Source organism: Pseudoalteromonas sp. T1lg23B (genome assembly GCF_002964665.1).
GTDB lineage: Bacteria > Pseudomonadota > Gammaproteobacteria > Enterobacterales > Alteromonadaceae > Pseudoalteromonas.
Window position 1 is genome coordinate 598,729 of the sequence record NZ_PQBZ01000042.1, and the last position, 20,182, is coordinate 618,910.

Consider the following 20,182-nt stretch of genomic DNA (forward strand, 5'->3'; position numbering starts at 1 on the left):
ACCAAATTAACCCAACTGCTCACAATGTACCGCCACCCATTTGTGGCGGTATTTAACTCATTACAGCGCAAGCCAAACCAAAGCGGTGCCAGGCTCTTCACCTCTCGTCCACCACTTCGCCTGATAGTTTTTACCATTGTGAGATACTTTATCTCCGCCCACATAGGTCGCCTCTGGACGCCACGCTGGAAACTCAGACTGAATGACATTTTTCACCGTTACTGACACTTTCGCCGATGTACTCAATTCGCCATCAGACACAGTTACATCGATGGTATACTCAGTGTCTGCTGACACCTCAGGGGCCGACAACTCAATCGTTGCACCCGTTCCTGTCCAGCTCAGTTCTTGTGGCACCTGCCATTGATATGACAAAGTTTGCTGCTCATCATCAAAAGCATGAAGATGTAATGTTGCACTCGACAGTTCATCCATCACAAGCGGATCTGGCTGATGGATTTGCGGTGGTGTATTGTCCGGTGCAGATTGTAGTGTCAGGTTGTAGCTATACCCTGAGTTACTCACAAACACTTCATTAGAGAGCAGATTTTGCGCATCAAACTGGATCTCGCCATCGCTGTTTTTAACCCCAATTTTCATAATACTGGCATGATCAAGGTTTAACATTTGCGCCAATTGTTCAGCCCAGTTGCCATGGTTGAAATCGGTCACCTTCAACGACGTACTCACCAGTTCTTTACCTGTTTCATCGAATACCCGCGCCCATGCCGTGTCACCCACCTGTGCTTGCTGCCCTTGGGAAACAAAGTAACCGGCGCTGCTCCATTGAATGGGCCCGGTATCACGTACGATGGTCACATCGCTACAGTTGTAAAAACCTTCGCCCACCACATCAATGCGCTGCCAGCGTGTATACAAAACAGCCTCACCAACGCGGTCCTGAGGAATGCTCACCTTCATGTCATAAAAGCGTTTACCATCTGGGTCTTTGACAAACTCTACGTTACCCAACTCAGTGATAAGCTCTAAGTCTTCCCAACGCACGGTGTCCGTTGCTCTGTCGAAACCCGGCTTGGTAAGGTAGAACTTCCAAAAGCTTGGATTGTGTGGCGTGGTAGCTCTAAACCTTACTGCTACTTCACCATTAGCATTTGGCATAATTTCCGTACTTTGCCAATGTGCGGAAGGCACATCCATGCCTCGTTTTTGATTGTCTCCCCCAGCGCACAATCGACCGTTAGGTACATTGGCTTCAACGGCACTTTGATCGTTGTAATTCGCGGTATTGACTGAGAACTCATGCTCTTGAATAAACTGGACATAACCAGACTCAAGAAATGCCGCGCGACATGCTAGATTTGGTATGTTTGAGCCATCTTCAGGCCACCAGTAGCCACCTTGCGCTTCGCAAATTGATTGCCTTGCTTTGGGAAAATCCATAAAGCCATGGGCATTGACCTTGTAACTCACGGCGCTCATAAACACAGTGCTGATACTTGCAACCAGCAAAGGGGTTTTAAATAACTTGCTGTTCATCGTTGTATGCTCCAAAGATGGGCAGCATATTGCTGCCCGTCCAATCGTTACAGGCTACAAGCCAATTGATAATCGCTACTGCCTTCTGGGGCTTTGTTAGTCCACCATTTTGCTTTGTAGATAATGTCGCCTTGGCGCACTAAATCACCTTGTGCGGCATGTGTACCACGCGGTAGCGTTGGATATACAACAATGTCTTGAATCGGTGTGCCTTCACACTCTGTCACAGGTTCACCACCATCATCACCCGGTACGGCTTCAGGTAGTTGTGGATATTCATACTTGAAGGCGAACTTCTTACCATCTTTCTCTGCGATAAAGTTGATAGGCCCTGTGATTGGCATGTAGTACATCACTTGTGCGTTAACAGTCTCACCTGGTTTGAATGACTTAGCTGTACCACCCCATTCGTTCTTCAACGTGATTGAGAAGCGGTGGAACTCATTTTCAAAGCCGCCGATGTTATTACCCGCAGCGTTCGAGCCATTTACCTCAACCGCCATACCAAGCTTTTCGGTGGCATTCCAGTTTGATTTAAAGATGGCTGATGTTGCTACTGGCACATCGAAGGAGATTTTCGCTCCGGTTAAATCAATTTGTGAGTTGTTAGTAAACGAGAATGTTGGGCTAATTGGATAGTTTGCATCCCCTAATGGGAAGTCCTTCGCCACAAAGCTGACATCGACCGATTTGGCAGGTAACTGGAAGTCTGCGTTACCTTGATGAACGTTGTATGGTGCACCACTTTGGTTAAACTTGTTATAAGCAAGTTTGGTCAGGCTCGACCCCATAAAGTATTCACCGGTTGCGGCATTGTAATCAAAATCCCCAGCCAGCTCCCAGAACATGATACCGCCAAGGCCGTTGTTGATAACATAATCAACCTTCGCTCCCATTGACTCCTCATCTTCGATAGAAATGAACACTTTTTTCTGTTCATTCCACAACCATGGAGCCACGGCAACAGAATCATAATGACGAGTATAGGTGCCTGTCAGCTGATCAGTTGGATCGTTCTCAGGGTCAAGGCCATAGTCACTAAGGTAGCTTGGCGTAACGCCTTGCTGTAGGTTTTTAGCATGCCAAAGTGGGTTTGAACCTGCAGGAACTTCTAGCCCCACATCATTCTTATCGTGCCATAAGTTATCAATCCCTACCGCGCCATTACCACATTTGTTTTTATCGCCTTTACCTGTTCCTGGCGGACAGTTTGCTTGGTCTGCCAGTGCAGCTTGACCCCATAGACCATTGGTACCGCCTTGCACATTTTGGAAACCACGGGTGTAGTAAGGGATACCGATATTAATACGACCCGCTGAGATTGAACCTCTGAAGTAACGGACCGCCCAATCCGTATTTAAATAGCCAATGCCTTCAAACTCAGGCGTGCCATAGACGTTCCATTGTTTAAGCTCAGAATCTTCACCAGTATCAAATAACGCAGCATTGTGACCAACATGAGAGTTCCAAGCTCCATGTAAGTCGTAAGACATAATATTCACATAATCCAGATACTTAACTGACTGGAAAGTTTCCATACCACGTAGTAAGTAACCTGAAGATGGCGATGCAATCGTCAGCATATAGTGCTGGCCATCTTTTTCACCTTCTTTGTCTAGCTCTTCGCGTAAACGCTTCATCAGCACTTGATAAGAAGCATTTAAACCAGCGCGACGAGCGTTAGAAATAGGGAAGTCATCGGGGTGCCCAGAGTCGTCCATTGATGATGGGTATTCATAGTCAATGTCGACACCATCAAAACCATATTTTTTGATGAATTCAACCGCACTTTTTGCAAATGCATCAATACCAGCATGATTTACAGAACCATCAGCATTGGTTGTCATGGTGTAAAAACCACCGCTGTTCACACGTTTGCCATCTGAACCAAAGTATCCGCCAGTTTCTGCCCAACCACCCACAGAAATCAGTGTTTTCACATCTGGATACTGCTTTTTGTATTTGTTAAGCAGGTTAAAATGCCCTTTGTAAGGCAAGCTTGGGTCCATTTCAGCACCTGCAACACCAGGCCATTCCATGTTGGTTGCAGGGTTACCCGCTGCGTTTGGATCGCCAATCGAAACTTTGTTATTTGCATCAACATGAGCAAATGCATAGTTGATGTGCGTAATTTTGTCCCAAGGGATATCTTTTACCAGATAACTAGGCTGACCATTCGCACCATTTCTCCAACTGGTGAAATAACCAATAACACGGCGAGGATGGTCTTGCCCCATGATCTCGCGACCATTTTGATCATAAACCGTACAATATGGTGTATTCACACCCGGCGTTTGATATAGGCCCTCAGGTTTACAATCATCAGTGCCTGGATTATCACTCACCACGTTAATTTGCTTACTGATCTGACCCGTAGCACCTTCGTTGTCGGTCACGGTTAGGGTAAAGGTTACTTGACCCAGCTCCGTTGCAACCCAAGTGTGCTCTGTTGCTGTGCCATTTGTCGCCACTACCTCTGTGCCATCAACAGCAAAGCTCAATTTAGTCACAGAGCCATCTTCATCCGTACCTGAAAGCGCGAACTTAACACTAGAGCCCACGGTTACTTTCGGTGGTAAATTCACCAGATCAAGTACAGCCACAGGCGCTTTGTTAACAGGAGTATCGCTTTTCACAATCACTTGGTGACTGAGCATACTCGATACCGCACCTTCGTTATCCGTCGCTTTAACTGAAATGGTGTGCGTGCCTTCTACCGCAGTCCAAGCCGCTTCAAAATTGTCATTTGTACCTGACGTATCCGTCAAGATTAATGAGCCATTTACGTAAAAGTCAACTTTGCTAACTGTACCATCCTCATCAGTTGCATTAGCGATAATGGCAACGCTGTCATTAACATTAAACTCAGAACCTTCAATCGGGCTTAACTGGTTGATTTTTGGATCTTTGTTAATGACAACGCTGTCACAAGCACCCAAATTTTTCCATTCTTGCCACGGACCAGAATGTGTTTCTGGCTCTGATTGAGTCCACCATTTGGCCTCATAGGCTACGTCATTTTGTTGAACCACGTTACCCGCTGTAAGCGTCATACCTGGCTGCCATACTGGGACACCGGTGCAATCGTATGCGTGTGATTGCGCCCCCATTAACCCTAAAGTTAAGGCACTCAGTTTGAGTGCCGACTTGAGTAATTTTTGTGAACTCATGATTATCTCCGACCTTTACATGTAACTTTTGTTTAACAAATTAACATTAAAGCTAACACATAAATTAGGAGCGTCAATCACGTTTTGTTCACTTTTCATCCTGCCATGCAAGCCGTTCGGGGTAAGAGTAGTAATATATTCGTATAAAAATCGAAAAAAAACCAAACAAAGATCATCCCATTCTTTTCAGTAATTACATGAAATGGATTCATAATGAATTTACTAGAGATAAAAAATTTAATATCTAAAAACAAAAGGTTGTGAAACCTAAGTGTCATATTAAAAATAATTTTTATAGCTAAATCGAAGAAAAACTAATCCGAATGAGCTGCAATTTATATATTTCAAAAAAATATAAGAAGATCATTTTTGCTATAAATAAATATAACTCACAACCGAATTACGTTTACGTTAACGTCAATAAGAATTGTGCAAACCTATACTTTTTAGTTATTTAAACTTGTTTTGATATTCGTTATGGAGCTAATGAAATGACACTGACTCTACATCCTGTCAGATCCGAGAGGTCAAGAATACAACGAAGAACTAGATAAAAAGTATGATTAAAGGGTAGTGGAAGGTTCAGTTAAAACTGGTAGCTTACATAAAATTTTACTACCACGGCCCTGCGTGCTTTCGATTGTTATAACCCCTTGATGTTCAGTTATTATTCCATAAACAATGGCCATTCCCATTCCCGTTCCTTGACCGACAGGTTTAGTGGTAAAAAAGGGCTCAAAAATATGTGCAATCGTTTGTTCACTCATGCCGCAACCATTGTCCTCAACACTCAAATAGATACAGTCCTGTTCACTGTATAGTTCAACTACTATTTCAGCCTTTTGTACATGTCCTTCACACGCTTGTTGAGCATTGAGTAGGAGGTTAACAAACACTTGGTTGAGCGCCGCTAAGTTACAGTAGCTAAGTGGTATAGGCTGTATATTACAGATCAAATGTGTATTTTTTAGCTGGTTATGTAATAGCTTTATCGCGCCTTCTAAAGATTCACCGATATCTGCCATTGCCAACAAGTTGTTTTTAGGTCTAGCAAAACTCAGTAAATTTTTGACGATAGCGCCTATTCTTCTCAACCCTTCCTGAGCATCGTCCAATAGCTCATCAATATCGTCCAACAAAAAATTAAATGACTGCTGCTGATCTAAACGTTGCAACGCTACTTTAAATTCTTCAGGACTTAACTGGTCATCCAACACTTTCTTTGCGATGACTAACAGCTCATGAATAATCGGCTTAACATAATTGAGACTTTCTAAATTGCTCATGGCGTACGCCAATGGATTGTTGATTTCATGAGCCACACCTGCCGATAGCGTGCCTAATGTTGCCATCTTTTCGGTTTGCATCAGTACTGCTTGTTGGTTTTGCAGTTGTATTACCTTTTCCTCCAATGCTTTGTTTGACTGGTACAACTCTCTGGTTTTTTCTTCTAGGATATGCTCTAGCTCGTCCCTTGCTTGCTTCTCTCTCAGGTATGCACGATAGTATTCGTCAGTTGATTTAACCATGTTATTTTTCCTTGAAAGTAAGCAGCAAAGTACATTCTTGTTCACCTTCATGCATGCATTTTTGATGATCTATATTCACATTCATCTGGTAAAATGCGGCGGCACCATTAATGAGTCCCTCAGCACAAAAACACAGCTTTCTATTGGAACGATAAAACATCAATATATTGTTTTCATTGATTTTTTCACATCGAATTTGCGGCAAGTTAGGTTCATGATAGAGCTTCGCAACTTCAGCATGGATCACCGTATCGATTCCCATGATCAACGAACTAAAATCTTTAAACTGGAGCAAAATCTCACTATGTTTTTGAGTTAAATAGGCAAACAGAAACTCACCGAAAGTTCTCAAAATATCCGACAAAGGCTTATCAACGACCAGCGCAACCTCCTGCGCCAAAGCAAAAAGCTCTTCATCGGGATAGTTTTTCGCAGACACATATACCCGATCTTCTGGGGCATGTTTTTCCAGTAGCTTTTCCCACACCGAAATGTCATATGCTTGCACAACCAGCTCTTCCAAGCCTCTAAAAATGATCCCTTTCATAACTCACTCTACCTTGTGTTCTCTACTCTGATACCAAGCCCTTAACGCATCGAACTGACCACATACCTGTAATCGTGAATAAAGCTCAGGGGTGAGATCAAACACTTTTTTTTGCATCAGCTGCTCAGTCACAGCATGGAGTAACGTCAAAGATATATTTGGTTCAAGCGGCAGATCATTAACCAGTTGCGCTCGAACTAATGACTCGTCGAATCCCCACAATGCGAGGAGATAAGCAGCCAATGCGTAGCTTGAAACCGAGTTTGACGCATGCTGCGGCAAAACACATTCTTTGGTCAAAACCCCAACCGCACTTAGCAAGCAACACGCAAATGCATTTTGCTGCACATCGCTACTTTGCTTCAAATAACGTGTTAGCGATTTAGCCATTAAAGCCTTCTCCAAAGCTTCATCAATCAAAGCTTCGATTCGAGCTTGTTTTAGCCGATTAATAAATAGCTGTGACATCTCATAACAAGTGACTAATGCCTTCAATGCAACCAAGCCGATTCGAACGACCGCTTCTTTGACATCAGCAGTATGGGTTTGGTAACCCATGAATGCAGAATTTGCGATTTGCAGTAACTTACCAACCAAAGCAGGGTCATGATTCAACAAATCCACAAGTTCATTAATATCTGGAGAGCCATGTTGTAGCGCTTCCATCAATCCTGAGATACTCGCTGTTAAACAAGGCAACCCTGTAATTTGTCCCAACTTTACACGGGTGAGCTTAGTAAGTGGCAAGCTTTTAAGGATCAAAGTGTTAGTAATGACTTGCTGTAAATGGGTATGGGTAAATGGCTTGACTAGATGAAAATGAATGGTGTTATCGACTTGAAATCGATATTCCTCTTGAAGATCCCCGCTGAGCAAGCATCTAATCGCACAAGGACACAATACCTTGGCGCGAGACAATACCTCCAGTCCAGAAACCGCACCGAGCTGCACCTCACAAAGAATAATATCGGGTTCGCCCTGTTCATGAAGACATCTTTCAAACTCTTCACTGTGTTGCAGGCTGACAATCACTGCGTTTTCATACAAGCGGCTCAATGAACGAGACAGTGCCTTAAGCACTAACTCATCGTCATCAATCAGCAGTATGTTTATCGTCAGCTCAGTCATGTAACTTTTATCCTGCGATGGGAAATTGTGTATATAGACAGCTTAGTCTAAATTTATTTACATACACATTTTTGTAATTCACTGTTTTTTATGCAAGATATTGAGAAGCTTAGCCAACTAGAAAAACGTCCTGCACAGGTGCTGCTGTTGGACGACGAGCCGAGCGTGCTACGCGCTTTGTCGCGCCTTCTAAATCACCATAAAATACAAACGACTACATTTACTTCGGGCGAAGAAGCACTCTCGGCGATGGAAAGTCATGAATTTGATGTCGTGATCAGTGATATGAGAATGCCAAATATGGATGGCTTGGAGTTTTTAACAAGGGCAAAGAGTGCCGCACCTGACTCACAACGTATGCTGCTGACCGGCTATGCTGACATAGAAGCCACCATTGATGCCATCAATAAAGCTAAGATCCATGCATACATGAACAAACCTTGGGAAAATGACCATTTAGTTCACGCTGTTAAGCAAGCCATAGAAAAGTATCGACTAACCAAACATAATGCCATATTACAAGAGCATGTGCTGGCGCAAAATAAGCAACTTAACGAGTTAAATCATTCTCTTGAGCAACTTGTTGAAAAACGCACACAACAGATTAGACAAGTTCTCAAAAAGCTTGAGGCTCAACATAAACATGAGCAACACGAGCATCGTTCAACCGTTGAGCTGTTATACAACTTTATCAACGCCAATCCGTATATTGATGGCAAACTGGCCAGCAATATCGCAAAAACCTGTCGCCTAGTTGCTAAGCAACTCAAACTTGATGGAGAAACGATAGCCACCGCAGGTATGGCAGGCTTTTTAGCTCAAGTCGGTTTGCTTGCAATGGACCCCGCACTATACAAGGTGCCAACAAGTCAATTAACAGACCAACAAAAGAAACTGTACTATACCCACCCAGCAACAGCACAGTTGATGCTCATGCCGGCGCAACACATGAACGATGTAACCGAAGCCATCTATCATCAATATGAGAAATACAATGGCGAAGGCATACCTAAGGGCTTAAAACGCAATGCAATTCCTATATGCGCACAGATTCTTGCCGTGGCAAGAGATTATTGGCAATACATGGCACTTAACCAAAAAGCGGATGACGAAAAGCAACTAGACGCGCTATCCCACATAAAAGCGTTTAGTGAGCACTTTTATAGCCCACGAGTCGTCGCTGCGCTTGAGGCTTGCGCAGGACAGCTGCACAAGCGAAACAACGAACAAGCAGGCTCAATGCAGATCCTCAATAGTGAACAACTCCAACCAGGTATGGTACTGGGTCTTCCCGTACACAATCATCAAGGGATCATGCTACTACCAAAAGGTCACGTGTTTACCAAAGTCTCCATCGCAAAGCTCAGACAACTGGAGCACCACAAACCCACGCCATTCAGGTTGATGATAAGCCATCATGCAAATGGTGCTTAGACGTCAAGTTAAAGTCCTCCAAAAGCACATATATGGACGGCAGAACAAAGACAATTAATAATGTCGACAGTGCCATCCCAAACACCATGCTCACTACCAAAGGCTGCACGACCTGTGCTTGTAAGCTGGTTTCCAGTAACAGTGGCAAAGTGCCCGCTATGGTGGTGGCAGACGTGATAAATATGGCTCTAAATCGTGCTTTTGCAGCCATGACTGCGGCTTCTTCAAGGCTCTTACCATCATTTTCGTGCTGTTTTATAAACGCAACTAATAAGATAGAGTCATTCACAACGATGCCAGCCAAAGAAATAAAGCCAATCATGCTTGGCATAGATAAGTCAAAACCAATCAGAAAATGTCCCCATATCACACCGATTAAAGCCAGAGGAATTGCCAACATAACCATAATGGGTTCAAAATAACTACGAAACTGAAAACTTAAGATCACAAACACGCCAATCAGCCCAAGTAAAAATTTACCCGCCATTGATTGCCCTGTCTGTGTACCCGTTTTAATCTCACCTTCATAGCTAACACGTAACTGTGGATTTTGCTCAAGCAGAGGTTTTATAGTCTGTTTTTGTAACTGAGCGACTACTTCATTGGTGTTGGCTACGAGGGCGTCTACATCTGCGGTGACAGTCACTGTACGTTGACCATCCACACGGTTTATACGTGTAACGCTTTGCTCTAGGCTAAGTTGTGCAATACTTCCCAGCGGTACCTGCCGACCTGTACTGAGCTTGATTGGATAATTCAGCAAACTGTCTATGCTATTTTTATCTCGCTCCTGCAACCGTACATACACCTCAATACTGGTGTTGTCCCTTTGCACCTCGGTAGCAATTTGGCCAAACAAAGCACTGCGCAATTGAGTGGCGACCGCCTGACCATCAATGCCATGTGATAAAGCCCCTGGCTTCAAACTTACACGCCACTCGTGTTTGCCCAGCCGTAAATCATCCATCACATTTGATACACCGACATACTGAGCCAGCTGAGCTTTGAGGGTTTCAGAAGCTTCCATCAACTCATCCAACTCATTGCCATGCAGTCTAATTTCTATTGCTCGCCCCGCAGGTCCGAGGGTAGGTTCTTTAAACGATACGGCTCTCACCCCCGCAACCTCGCTAACTTCTGCTCGCCACAACTCAACTAACTGTGCCATTTTGGTTTGTCGTTGTTGTGCTGTGAGCAAATCCACGCGTATGGTCGCCAAATGCTCCCCTTGCTCATAGGCATCAGAATTACGGTTATATTGCACAGTCACATGTTCAACCAGCGGGCTGATTTCTTGTTCTGACAATGTGTTACTGACAAGCGCGAGTGACTGAGTGTATTTTTCAACAACGGCTTGTGTATCAGAAAAGGCGCTGTTGGGTGGCAGCAATAAGCGTACCTCCAAAGTGTCTCCCTCTAACTGAGGAAAAGCCTTGAACTTTACAATACCACCGGCCATTAAAGCGACAGAGACAAAAAATAGCAGCAATACTGCACCAATAAACCGATAGCGCTGTTGTACACACCAGTGCACCGCTATGACTAAAGTCGTCGTTCTGAACCACTCAAATGCTTGGGTAAAGCGTTGTTTAAACGGCCAAGGTGACACTGTTCTGTGTTGATTGTGACGCAGTGAATGCAGCAGATGATTTGGCAAAATAAAAAAAGCTTCAATGATGCTGACAAAAATGGTCGCAATTAACACCAGTGGAATATCTTTTAGCACCTTGCCAATATCACCACTAATAAAGGCCAACCCGATAAATACCACTATGGTCGTTAAAAATGATGAAAAGACACCCGAGGCAACTTGAATAACCCCTTCGACCACATCTTTATCCAACTCTTTACCTTGTTCAACCTTAGTCGCGATACTCTCCGCAATGACAATGGCATCATCCATCAAAATACCAATTGACATTAGCAACGCCACCATAGAAATCATGTTGATGCTCACTCCCATCAACATCATCAAGGCAAAGGACCCCAAGAATGACACCGGCAGTCCCATAGAGACCCAAAATGAATAGCGAAATGAGAAAAACAAATACATAACCACCAGCACAAGTACAAACCCTTGCCAGCCATTGCCTAACAGCATTGTCAGCCTGTCTTCTATGATTTGCGCTGTGTTCTGGGTCAATGTCAGTGTGACGCCTTGGGGAGCAAGCCGTTGTTCTTGAGCGACAAACTCATTTATGTCGGCGACAAGCGTTATGGCGTCTTGATGCTTAGCCTTTTTAATATTCAGTAACGCGACACGCTGACCATTAAACACGACTTGCTCTTCGTCCAGCTCAAAACCTTCACTTAATGTCGCCACGTCACGTAAATAAACTTGTTCACCATTACTGAGGCTTTTTATTGTTAAACCCGCAAGTTCTTGGGCCGCCACGCGTTGCTGATCAAAGCGTACGGCCATGGTTTTACCGTCTTGGCTAATTTCCCCAACTGGCAGTTTGATATTCTGCTTTTGCAACAATGCCGCCAAATCACTCGCAGACAATCCATACTCACGCAATTTAAATAAAGACAGTTCTACTTTGATCTGTTGGTCTGAGAATCCTTCTATATCTATGATGTCGATGTCGCTTTGGCGTTTTAATTTATCTTTCAATTGTTGGGCATATTGCTTTAGCTTGTGCAAGGGTATATCCGCGCTCACAACCAAAGATATAAGGTGTTGATCACGACCTAACTCTTTTACAATGGGCGCTTCTATCTGTTGGGGAAAGTTATCAACGGCATCTATTTGTGTTTTCACATCGAAGAGTAAAGTGCTTGCGGCGACTCCTTCCTGCGCCTCAATGAGCAAATTGGCTACTCCTTCTCGAGACTCACAACTAAGCGTTGCAATGCCATTAACCCCGTCTACGGCCTCTTCCATCACCACACACAATGCTTGTTCAACCTCACTCGGATTAGCACCAGGATAAATCACACTCACTTGTATTTTATCACTACTAAATTCAGGAAAGGTTTCCCGTTTCAGTTCAGGTAAAGCAACCAGACCAGCCATACATATTATCAGCATCAATAAATTAGCCGCGGTTGGGTGGCGAGCAAAAAAAGCAATCATGGATATTCCTCCACCACTGTCACCTGCATACCATCAAGGGTGGGTAGGATGTCTGATATTAATACCCGTTCACCTCTTTTTACGGTGTCTGCCAACTCACTGTCTATGGCAGCATACTGCGAAGTGGTGAACAGCACTGCGATTGGTTTTTTGTGCAGTCTCCCCCTTTCAACCACAAACACGTATTTGCCTCTAAGTGCTGACAATGGCAAGCTCAAATAAGACTGTGCTGGACTAGTAACTTTGACTTCTACAAACATGTCCTCCAGTAATGGTGGCTGCTTAATCGGATCGAAGTTAAGCCATTGGTTACGTGTCTCTAAAACCATTTGTAAGCTATTGCTATGGGCCTCACCACCTTGTGTGATCCGTGTTACTTTGGCCGGCCAATGCAAGCTTGCAGCCGATGGGTTGGCTTCAGTTGTAGCGGCTCCTTGGTAATAAACAAGCGTGGCTTGTAAAGGTAGTGCTCGCACATCAGGAAAGCCCTGTGCTTTGATATCCTGATTTTGCCAAACCCGACTGAGTAGCGCGCGAGCTTGCGAATGATTAAACTGTGCATTCACTTTCATGATGCCTAGGTGACGAGCTTCGAGCAATGTTGAACGTAGCGTAACTACCTGCTGCTGCTCAATATTTACCTGTGTAATACGGCTATCTTGTGGCAAGGTAATAATCGTTTTACTGAGCTTCAGCTCTGCTTCCTCAACCCGAGCGCGCTGCGCTAGTACACTTGCTTGTGCTACCGCAAAGTCAGAAGGAATAAGATCAATACTGGTTTTTAATTCCAAGACTTTTTGCTGCTGTGAAAATACCTGACTTTGCTGCTGATCAACCACAGACTGAGACACTGAACCTTTTTTCAGTAAATCTGTTTTTCGTTTGAGCTCTTGGCGCAAAATATCGAGTCTATCAGACTCCAAACGCAATGACTGAGTCATTTTCTGTTGATTAAACTCAATCATATCCGCACGAGCTTGCGCCGAACTCAAATCATATTTTGCTTGTGCTAACTTGAGCTCATAATCTGCGGGGTCAATTTTTAGCACCACCGTACCAGCAGTCAATAACGCGCCGACTTCTAAGTCGGGATGTTTGTATATCACTCGACCTTCAACTTCCGAAACAGCGCGCCATATTTTTTTGGCTTGTGCACGGCCATAACCAACAATATGCTGCTTTAACATGCGCTCCTCGACGACTCCCACAACCACGGCTGGTTTAACTGTTCCATCCGCCTTTTGCTCTGGTGCAGATTTTAATTTCACTAACACGAGCAACACTAGGATGCCAATCAGGGGCAAAACCAATAACCAGCGTTTTTTACCACCTGTCATCATACTAATAGTTAAGGCCATACTACTGCTCCTCTGTCGTTTGAAATAGCCCAGTCGTCATCAATAATGTGTTGTGTTCAACCAATGCTTCCAAAAATTTATCATCGTATTCAATACCTTCCATTTTGTGCATCAACTCTCTGAGATACCAAGGGTAAATCATCATGCTCATCAATGAGATGCGAAACATAATCGGGTCAACATTGGGCTTTATCTTGCCAAGTGCCGCAAAATGCTTATACACGCTATCAATCACTTTCAGATGAGAGTTGCCCATTTGCTCTAGAAAAAATGCTCGACAAACCCCTTGATTTAAAATGACCTCTTTGAGCATCAACAATGGAAACTCGGGTGACTGTTTCATCACTTGCGTAAAGCTGCGAAACACATCACTGATGGTAGAGAACTCATTGCCAGACAAATGGGTTTGAATATTCGCCATTACTTGCCCCGTTACTTCGAGGATCATGGCTTTATATAGGCCTTCTTTATTTTCAAAATAGTATTTGATCAGGGCAGAGTTCACGCCAGCATAGTCTGCTAGTTCACGAATACTTACTTTATCGTATGGCTTTTTCACGAACTTATCTCGTGCAGCCTTAATCAACGCGGCGCGTGCTTCGTCATGGTGCTTGGTGGGGCGTCCAGCTTTTTTTGGGTGGGGGGATGTCATGTAAGGTCGCTACTATTTAATCACATGGTTAAATAGTAGCGACCCATCAAAAAGATGCGAGACAAATAATTAATCAATATGCAGATTTTGATTAACTACCATCAAAACAGTTACATCGTCATTTAGCGTTTGAAACGTACCACTAGCTCATACATTTCATTGGCCACATTGCTCAGTTCGCCGCTCACTTGCTTAACAGAATCTGCGCTGTTTGAACTATCATTCGCCAAGCCTGCAATATTCACAATCTGCTGATTAATATCGTCAGAAACCGCAGCTTGTTCCTCAACCGAGGTCGCAATCTGCATCGACATATCGTGAATTTGACGCACCGCTTGCTGAATTTGCCTCAACATATCAGTGCTTTGTGCCAGTTGTTCAATACCAGACAAAGATTCCTGCTCGCCTTGTTGAGCAATGTTCACCGCATGTTGTGTACTGTCGCTAAGCTCATTAATGATGGTGTGAATTTCTTTGGTCGATTGCTGTGTTCTCTGCGCTAAGTGGCGGACCTCATCGGCGACCACAGCGAAACCTCGCCCCTGCTCACCAGCTCTTGCCGCCTCAATGGCCGCATTCAGTGCCAGTAAGTTCGTTTGCTCGGCGATTTGTTCGATAATTTGTGCCGCATCAGCGATGCGTGTGGTTTGCCTAGACACACCTAAAACGGAATCACGGATCTGTAATACCGTTTCGCCCAAAGCTTCAATGGCATGCTTAGTAAGTTCGCCAATACGTGCACTTTCATCCGCCATCGACAAAGCACTTTGCGCATGTTCAGCACTTACCTGCACATTGCCAGCAACATCGTTGATAGTGGTGCTCATTTCATTCATCGCAGTCGCGACTTGCTCGGTCTCAAGTTGCTGGTTTTGCAACTGCTGATAAGTATCACCAGCTTGTCCGAGCGCTTGCTTAGCACCGGAGGTAACATGTTTGGCAGCCTGCTCAATTCGGGTGATCACAGTATCTAAATGTGCTCGCTCGCTAAGTAGCCGAACTTGAATGCTGGCCATTTTACCATCCCACGTGGAGTACACCTGAGTGGCAACATCATCACAAAAACTATGAGATAAGCTCTGTTCCACTCTTTTTAACTGTTCACCGTCACGCCATAGGTTATAGCTACACAAACTTATACTATTGACTAACAACCAAAAAAAAGCACTGTCAGATGAGACAAACCACCACAAAGCTAGGCCGACAATGCTCATCATCACAGGCCAAATTAGCCGCAATTTGGGCCATGTGAATGAGGTCGTCTTTTGTTTCAGTAAACGGTCATATAACGCTTGAGCCCTAGTTACCGTCTCTTTGTCTGGGCAACGTCTTACCGATTCATATCCGACGACTTTACCTTTTTGAGTAACTGGTGTGACATAAGCATCAACCCAATAGAAATCACCGTTTTTACAGCGATTTTTAACGATCCCCATCCATGGTTTACCCGCTTTTAGTTGCTGCCACATAGTGGCAAAAGCCTGAGCTGGCATATCAGGGTGGCGGACAATGTTGTGAGGCTGACCAATCAGTTCATCTCTAGAGAAACCACTCACAGCGATAAAATGCTCATTACAATCAACAATTCGTCCTTGTAAATCAGTCACGGAAATTAGTTTTACATCTGACGCAAAATGTTTTTGCTTTTGTGTTACTGGTTGATTGAGACGCATATACCCTCTTCACATGCTTTAATTATATGCGCACAGCGCACGACGCTAAAATGGCTATGCAAGGTACTGTGCAGCTCGCCACCTTGCAAATTTATTTAGTCCAACACCCTAAAAAATAAGGCAAAAGCATGAAGAAAACGCAGAAAATCATGACAAAGCCACCCTTCATTCACCCTTTACTTTTGATAAACCCGACATTTGCAATCAGATAGATCCAGTTTACAGTTACGAACGTACTGATAATCTTGTAAAATTATCCAATATGATGAAAGTGAGCTTGAACACCAAGCTACTCACCTGTCATTATTTTCCAGCAGAAATTCAAAGGAGCCGTGTGTGTCACGTTTTTCAGCGATTACCGATAACCCCCATGATGGGCGATTCAATCACAAAACCGGTATTTTAGTTACCAATTTGGGAAGCCCCGATGCTCCCACAGCTAAAGCATTACGCGTCTACCTTGCTGAATTCTTATCCGACCCGCGTATTGTGGAAATCCCTCGGTTGCTGTGGTTAATGATCCTACATGGCATCATTTTACGTGTCAGACCAAAAAAATCAGCCAAAGCTTACCAGAGTATATGGACTGAGCACGGCTCGCCCTTGGTCCATATTTCACAGCAGCAAACCGATAAATTGAACACACTCATCAAACAACATGGCTTTGAAAATACAGAAGTGGTGATGGCAATGCGCTATGGCAATCCATCGATTGAAGCGGGGCTTGAGGCGCTAAGAGATAAAGGTCTCACCCGTATTATCGTATTGCCACTGTATCCCCAATATTCGAGCCCAACCACAGGCTCAACTTTTGATGCCGTTGCAAATGTATTGAAAAAATGGCGCTGGGTTCCCGAATTACACTTTATCAATGGTTATCACAAAAACCCCTTGTACATAGAGGCGCTAGCCAATTCTATAGCAGAAGATTTAGCGGCTAATGGTACGCCACAAAAACTGGTGTTTTCTTATCATGGTATGCCTAAAAGGTTTTTAGACCACGGCGATCCGTACCATTGCTTGTGCCAACAAACTACACGCTTAGTTGTAGAGAAGCTCGGATTAGACAAATCTCTCGTTGAAACGACGTTTCAAAGTCGCTTTGGGAAGGCCGAATGGCTGCAACCCTATACCGATGCAACTCTAGCAAGCTATCCCGAACAAGGCATCAAAGACATTGCGATTATAAGCCCGGCATTTAGTGCCGATTGTTTGGAAACATTAGAAGAACTTGAAGAAGAAAACCGCGAAATATTTGAGCACGCAGGGGGCGAAAAGTACCGTTATATTGCCGCATTAAATGACCGTGATGACCATATCAATGCGTTGTTTGATGTACTCAAACCATTGTTATAAAGAACAAATGGCACAGTTTGTCATAGAACTGTGCCGTTAACTCAGCCACATTAGCTGGCCACTTTAAACTTTGCTGTGTAATAACGTCGGCCCCACGATATGGCGACAACTCCAATTACAGAAGGCATGATCCAACTCAGAAATACCGCCTGCTCACCCAAAATATAACTAAATACATGACGCCCACCAACAGCTGAAAATGCCGTGTAGACACCGATCCCTGAGCCCAGCATGGCCCCCATATGTTCAATCACCCAAGCTCTTGGTGCCACTTCTGACTGTACAATATACCGCAGCATTTTAGTGCCGACCAACAATGACACGCCCGCAAACACCACTAACAATGTCTGCGAAAACTGTATTCCCATCAACAAGGAAAGCGCCGCAACCACCAACAATAAAATCAGTAACGACAAGTGCAAGGGAGTGCGTAGCAAGTTTGTATTACCTTTGACTTTTAGGACTCGCTCACCATGATAAATGGATGCTAAAACCAACAGCGATAACATCAATAAGAACAGTGCAAAAATTCTACTTTGTTGAATATAGTTTACTTGCTGTTGAATATCAGCAAAGTCTCTGGGTTTAGCACTGAGTGGGTCAGCCAACACTAGAATGCACGCCAACACCCCCAGAAAGGACGTACCGTACATTGCCAAGTTGTAGTATCGTCCAAAACGATTGTGCATATGGCTACCTTTGTTAGTCATTATGGGCACCCAAAACAGCACCAAAGCTAGACTACCTAAAATGATATGTGTGTATACTGCAAATTTGTGGATGTATTCCATGACTTTTCCTTACTCACAGTTTATGTTGTATAGATTAGGAAAAAGCAGTGCATACACACAGTCACGAATGTCATGTTATGACTATGACAATTGTCATGGCCCTAAAACAAACTCTAGCAAGTCGCTCAGATGGGCGTTATGATGTGTGTAAAAAAGGCATAGAATTCAGTGTTTAAGTACCAACCTACTTGGCTATTAACCGTTTTACTGACATGGGCAGCAGTCGCTTTCCCCAGCCTGTTTAACGCAACCTCGCAAGTAATTAGCACTTCAGAATACATGCTTCACGGACTATTTTTGATACTTACTCTGTTTGTAGTAAACGAGTCCACGCGCATTGGTTATCGCATTCGATATATGGTTTTAGCCAGCCTTGTTACGGTGCTGTGTAGCTTGTTTTTCATCAGTGATGAAAATCTCATACTGATTTATAGCGTTATGCTGTGCTCCATATTAGTGTTTTATATCCCTGCTCTGGCCTGCTACGCATATATTTTCATTATCCATGGGCTTTTTTTGATCAGTCATGCGCTGTACTGGCAACATGGCTGGTTGTGGGCCAATGCAGCTATGTTTACGGCGTTCCATTTTTTTGCCTTGGTGGTTACACAACGTATGATCAGCGAGAAACAAGCAAAAGAGCAACTCGCCCTCACCAATGCCAAACTTGAAGCCACACAGAGTTTACTAAGCACTGCTGCTGAACAAAGTGAGCGACTGAGGCTTGCCAGAGATCTCCATGATGACGTGGGCCACTCACTAACCTCTCTTATTATTAACCTAGATATCGCCAGACGCACCTGTAGTGACGATCTTCAGCAACAACTACAAGCTTGTTATGAACAAGCTAAACAAGCGCTGCAAACAACGCGCTCCGTGGTGAGTGATAAGCGAAACAGTGTTGGCTTCAACTTGGTTGATTGTCTGCATAAATTAACACAGCAAATTCCTAGGCTTGATATACAACTTGAGATAGCGCAACATCTTGATAAGGTTCAACTGGATACGGCACAGTGTTTATTAAAATGCACACAAGAAGCCATCACCAATACACTTAAGCATGCACCCAGTGCAACGAGCATGAAAATTAAATTAGAGCATGTTGATTCTCAGTTAGTACTTACCATTTGTGATGATGGTGTATTTACTGGTGCCGTTGTGTACGGCAATGGCCTAAAAGGCATGCAAGAACGCGTTTCATTGCTCGCTGGACAACTCAATTTAAGCAATTCAAAGCAAGGGTTTTCCTTAATTATCAGAGTGCCATATGAATAAAATAAAAGTACATCTGGTTGATGATCAATGCCTCATAAGACAAGGTATGCGCTCATTACTACAACTGAGCGACAGCGTAACCGTCACCGGTGAAGCCGATGGTGGCGAGCGTTTTTTACAGCAACTAGAAAATAACCAAGTGGATGCAGACGTGATATTACTCGATATGCGTATGCCGAAAGGGTCTGGTTTGGATGTGCTCAATGCGCCTCAGAGTCAACAAAGCGATTTGAAGTTTTTGATTTTAACAACCTTTAACGAGAACGAATTGCTATTAGGCGGCATGGCAGCAGGGGCAAAAGGCTATTTACTCAAAGACGTGTCGTTAGAAGAGCTAGTCGCTGCGATTAAGCGTGTACAGCAAGGCGAAATCGTGTTGCAAAGTGAGCTAACACAACAATTAATAAAGGCTAAGCTAGACGTCGAAACTAGGAATTTTCCCTCACTCACCGCTAAAGAAAAACAAATTTTATCCCTAATGGTATCCGGTTTATCAAATAAAGAAATTGCCGCAAAAGTATTTAACGCCGAAGGGACGGTGCGCAATCACGTTTCAAATATTTTAAGTAAGCTGCAAGTCCGAGACCGTACCCAAGCCATTCTAAAAGCGTTAGAAACGGGCATACTCAACTGAAAAAGCACCGCTTATAAAGGCTAATTATCCACCATCTTGTTAGGTATGATGGTTCGCGA

Annotated in this window: 14 protein-coding genes and 1 pseudogene; 4 read left to right on the forward strand and 11 right to left on the reverse strand. The window is 43.9% G+C overall.

The window, feature by feature from the left end:
• Positions 1 to 60: 60 nt before the first annotated feature.
• From C2M32_RS19105 to C2M32_RS19125, 5 genes are all read right to left on the reverse strand, one after another.
• On the reverse strand, positions 61 to 1,497 hold the full coding sequence (locus tag C2M32_RS19105; protein WP_105169895.1) for a lytic polysaccharide monooxygenase: 1,437 nt from the start codon (positions 1,495 to 1,497) through the stop codon (positions 61 to 63).
• Positions 1,498 to 1,544: 47 nt separating this feature from the next.
• A complete protein-coding gene (locus C2M32_RS19110; protein WP_105169896.1) occupies positions 1,545 to 4,667 on the reverse strand; it encodes a glycosyl hydrolase family 18 protein in 3,123 nt (1,040 codons plus the stop codon).
• A 563-nt stretch (positions 4,668 to 5,230) separates the two neighbouring features.
• Positions 5,231 to 6,196 carry a sensor histidine kinase gene (locus C2M32_RS19115; RefSeq protein ID WP_105169897.1) on the reverse strand — a complete coding sequence of 322 codons (966 nt, stop codon included), beginning with the start codon at positions 6,194 to 6,196 and terminating at the stop codon, positions 5,231 to 5,233.
• A gap of 1 nt (position 6,197) precedes the next feature.
• Complete coding sequence (locus C2M32_RS19120) at positions 6,198 to 6,743, reverse strand: heme NO-binding domain-containing protein (protein ID WP_105169898.1); 546 nt, start codon at positions 6,741 to 6,743, stop codon at positions 6,198 to 6,200.
• 3 nt (positions 6,744 to 6,746) lie between these two features.
• The gene (locus C2M32_RS19125) at positions 6,747 to 7,871 is read right to left on the reverse strand and encodes an HDOD domain-containing protein (RefSeq protein WP_105169899.1); all 1,125 of its coding nucleotides are present in this window, start codon (positions 7,869 to 7,871) and stop codon (positions 6,747 to 6,749) included.
• Between the two features lie 90 nt (positions 7,872 to 7,961).
• Between C2M32_RS19125 and C2M32_RS19130 the strand changes: the two genes are divergently transcribed.
• Positions 7,962 to 9,305: an HD domain-containing phosphohydrolase gene (locus tag C2M32_RS19130; RefSeq protein WP_105169900.1), complete on the forward strand. Its 1,344-nt coding sequence runs from the start codon at positions 7,962 to 7,964 to the stop codon at positions 9,303 to 9,305.
• Here the strand turns inward: C2M32_RS19130 and C2M32_RS19135 are convergent.
• The 5 genes and pseudogenes from C2M32_RS19135 to C2M32_RS21190 form a co-directional block, all read right to left on the reverse strand.
• Positions 9,268 to 12,384: an efflux RND transporter permease subunit gene (locus tag C2M32_RS19135; protein WP_105169901.1), complete on the reverse strand. Its 3,117-nt coding sequence runs from the start codon at positions 12,382 to 12,384 to the stop codon at positions 9,268 to 9,270. The two genes, C2M32_RS19130 and C2M32_RS19135, sit on opposite strands and share 38 nt — an antisense overlap.
• Positions 12,381 to 13,742, reverse strand: coding sequence for an efflux RND transporter periplasmic adaptor subunit (locus tag C2M32_RS19140; RefSeq protein ID WP_105169902.1), 1,362 nt, complete (start codon positions 13,740 to 13,742; stop codon positions 12,381 to 12,383). The genes C2M32_RS19135 and C2M32_RS19140 overlap by 4 nt, the downstream gene beginning before the upstream one ends.
• Position 13,743: 1 nt before the next feature.
• A complete protein-coding gene (locus C2M32_RS19145) occupies positions 13,744 to 14,394 on the reverse strand; it encodes a TetR/AcrR family transcriptional regulator (protein WP_105169903.1) in 651 nt (216 codons plus the stop codon).
• A 122-nt stretch (positions 14,395 to 14,516) separates the two neighbouring features.
• Complete coding sequence (locus C2M32_RS19150) at positions 14,517 to 15,611, reverse strand: methyl-accepting chemotaxis protein (RefSeq protein WP_442792730.1); 1,095 nt, start codon at positions 15,609 to 15,611, stop codon at positions 14,517 to 14,519.
• Between the two features lie 126 nt (positions 15,612 to 15,737).
• Positions 15,738 to 16,067, reverse strand: a pseudogene (locus C2M32_RS21190) (PAS domain-containing protein); the annotation flags it as partial.
• A gap of 336 nt (positions 16,068 to 16,403) precedes the next feature.
• Between C2M32_RS21190 and hemH the strand changes: the two are divergent.
• On the forward strand, positions 16,404 to 17,423 hold the full coding sequence (gene hemH, locus C2M32_RS19155) for a ferrochelatase (protein ID WP_105169905.1): 1,020 nt from the start codon (positions 16,404 to 16,406) through the stop codon (positions 17,421 to 17,423).
• A 50-nt stretch (positions 17,424 to 17,473) separates the two neighbouring features.
• On the opposite strand, the gene C2M32_RS19160 is transcribed toward hemH, so the two are convergent.
• Positions 17,474 to 18,214, reverse strand: a complete 741-nt coding sequence (locus C2M32_RS19160; protein WP_105169906.1) for a hypothetical protein — start codon at positions 18,212 to 18,214, stop codon at positions 17,474 to 17,476.
• A 168-nt stretch (positions 18,215 to 18,382) separates the two neighbouring features.
• On the opposite strand from C2M32_RS19160, the gene C2M32_RS19165 reads away from it, so the two are divergent.
• Both C2M32_RS19165 and C2M32_RS19170 read left to right on the forward strand, forming a co-directional pair.
• Positions 18,383 to 19,489 carry a sensor histidine kinase gene (locus tag C2M32_RS19165; protein WP_105169907.1) on the forward strand — a complete coding sequence of 369 codons (1,107 nt, stop codon included), beginning with the start codon at positions 18,383 to 18,385 and terminating at the stop codon, positions 19,487 to 19,489.
• Positions 19,482 to 20,123 carry a response regulator gene (locus tag C2M32_RS19170; RefSeq protein ID WP_105169908.1) on the forward strand — a complete coding sequence of 214 codons (642 nt, stop codon included), beginning with the start codon at positions 19,482 to 19,484 and terminating at the stop codon, positions 20,121 to 20,123. Before C2M32_RS19165 ends, C2M32_RS19170 begins: the two co-directional genes overlap by 8 nt.
• The last annotated feature ends 59 nt before the right edge of the window (positions 20,124 to 20,182 follow it).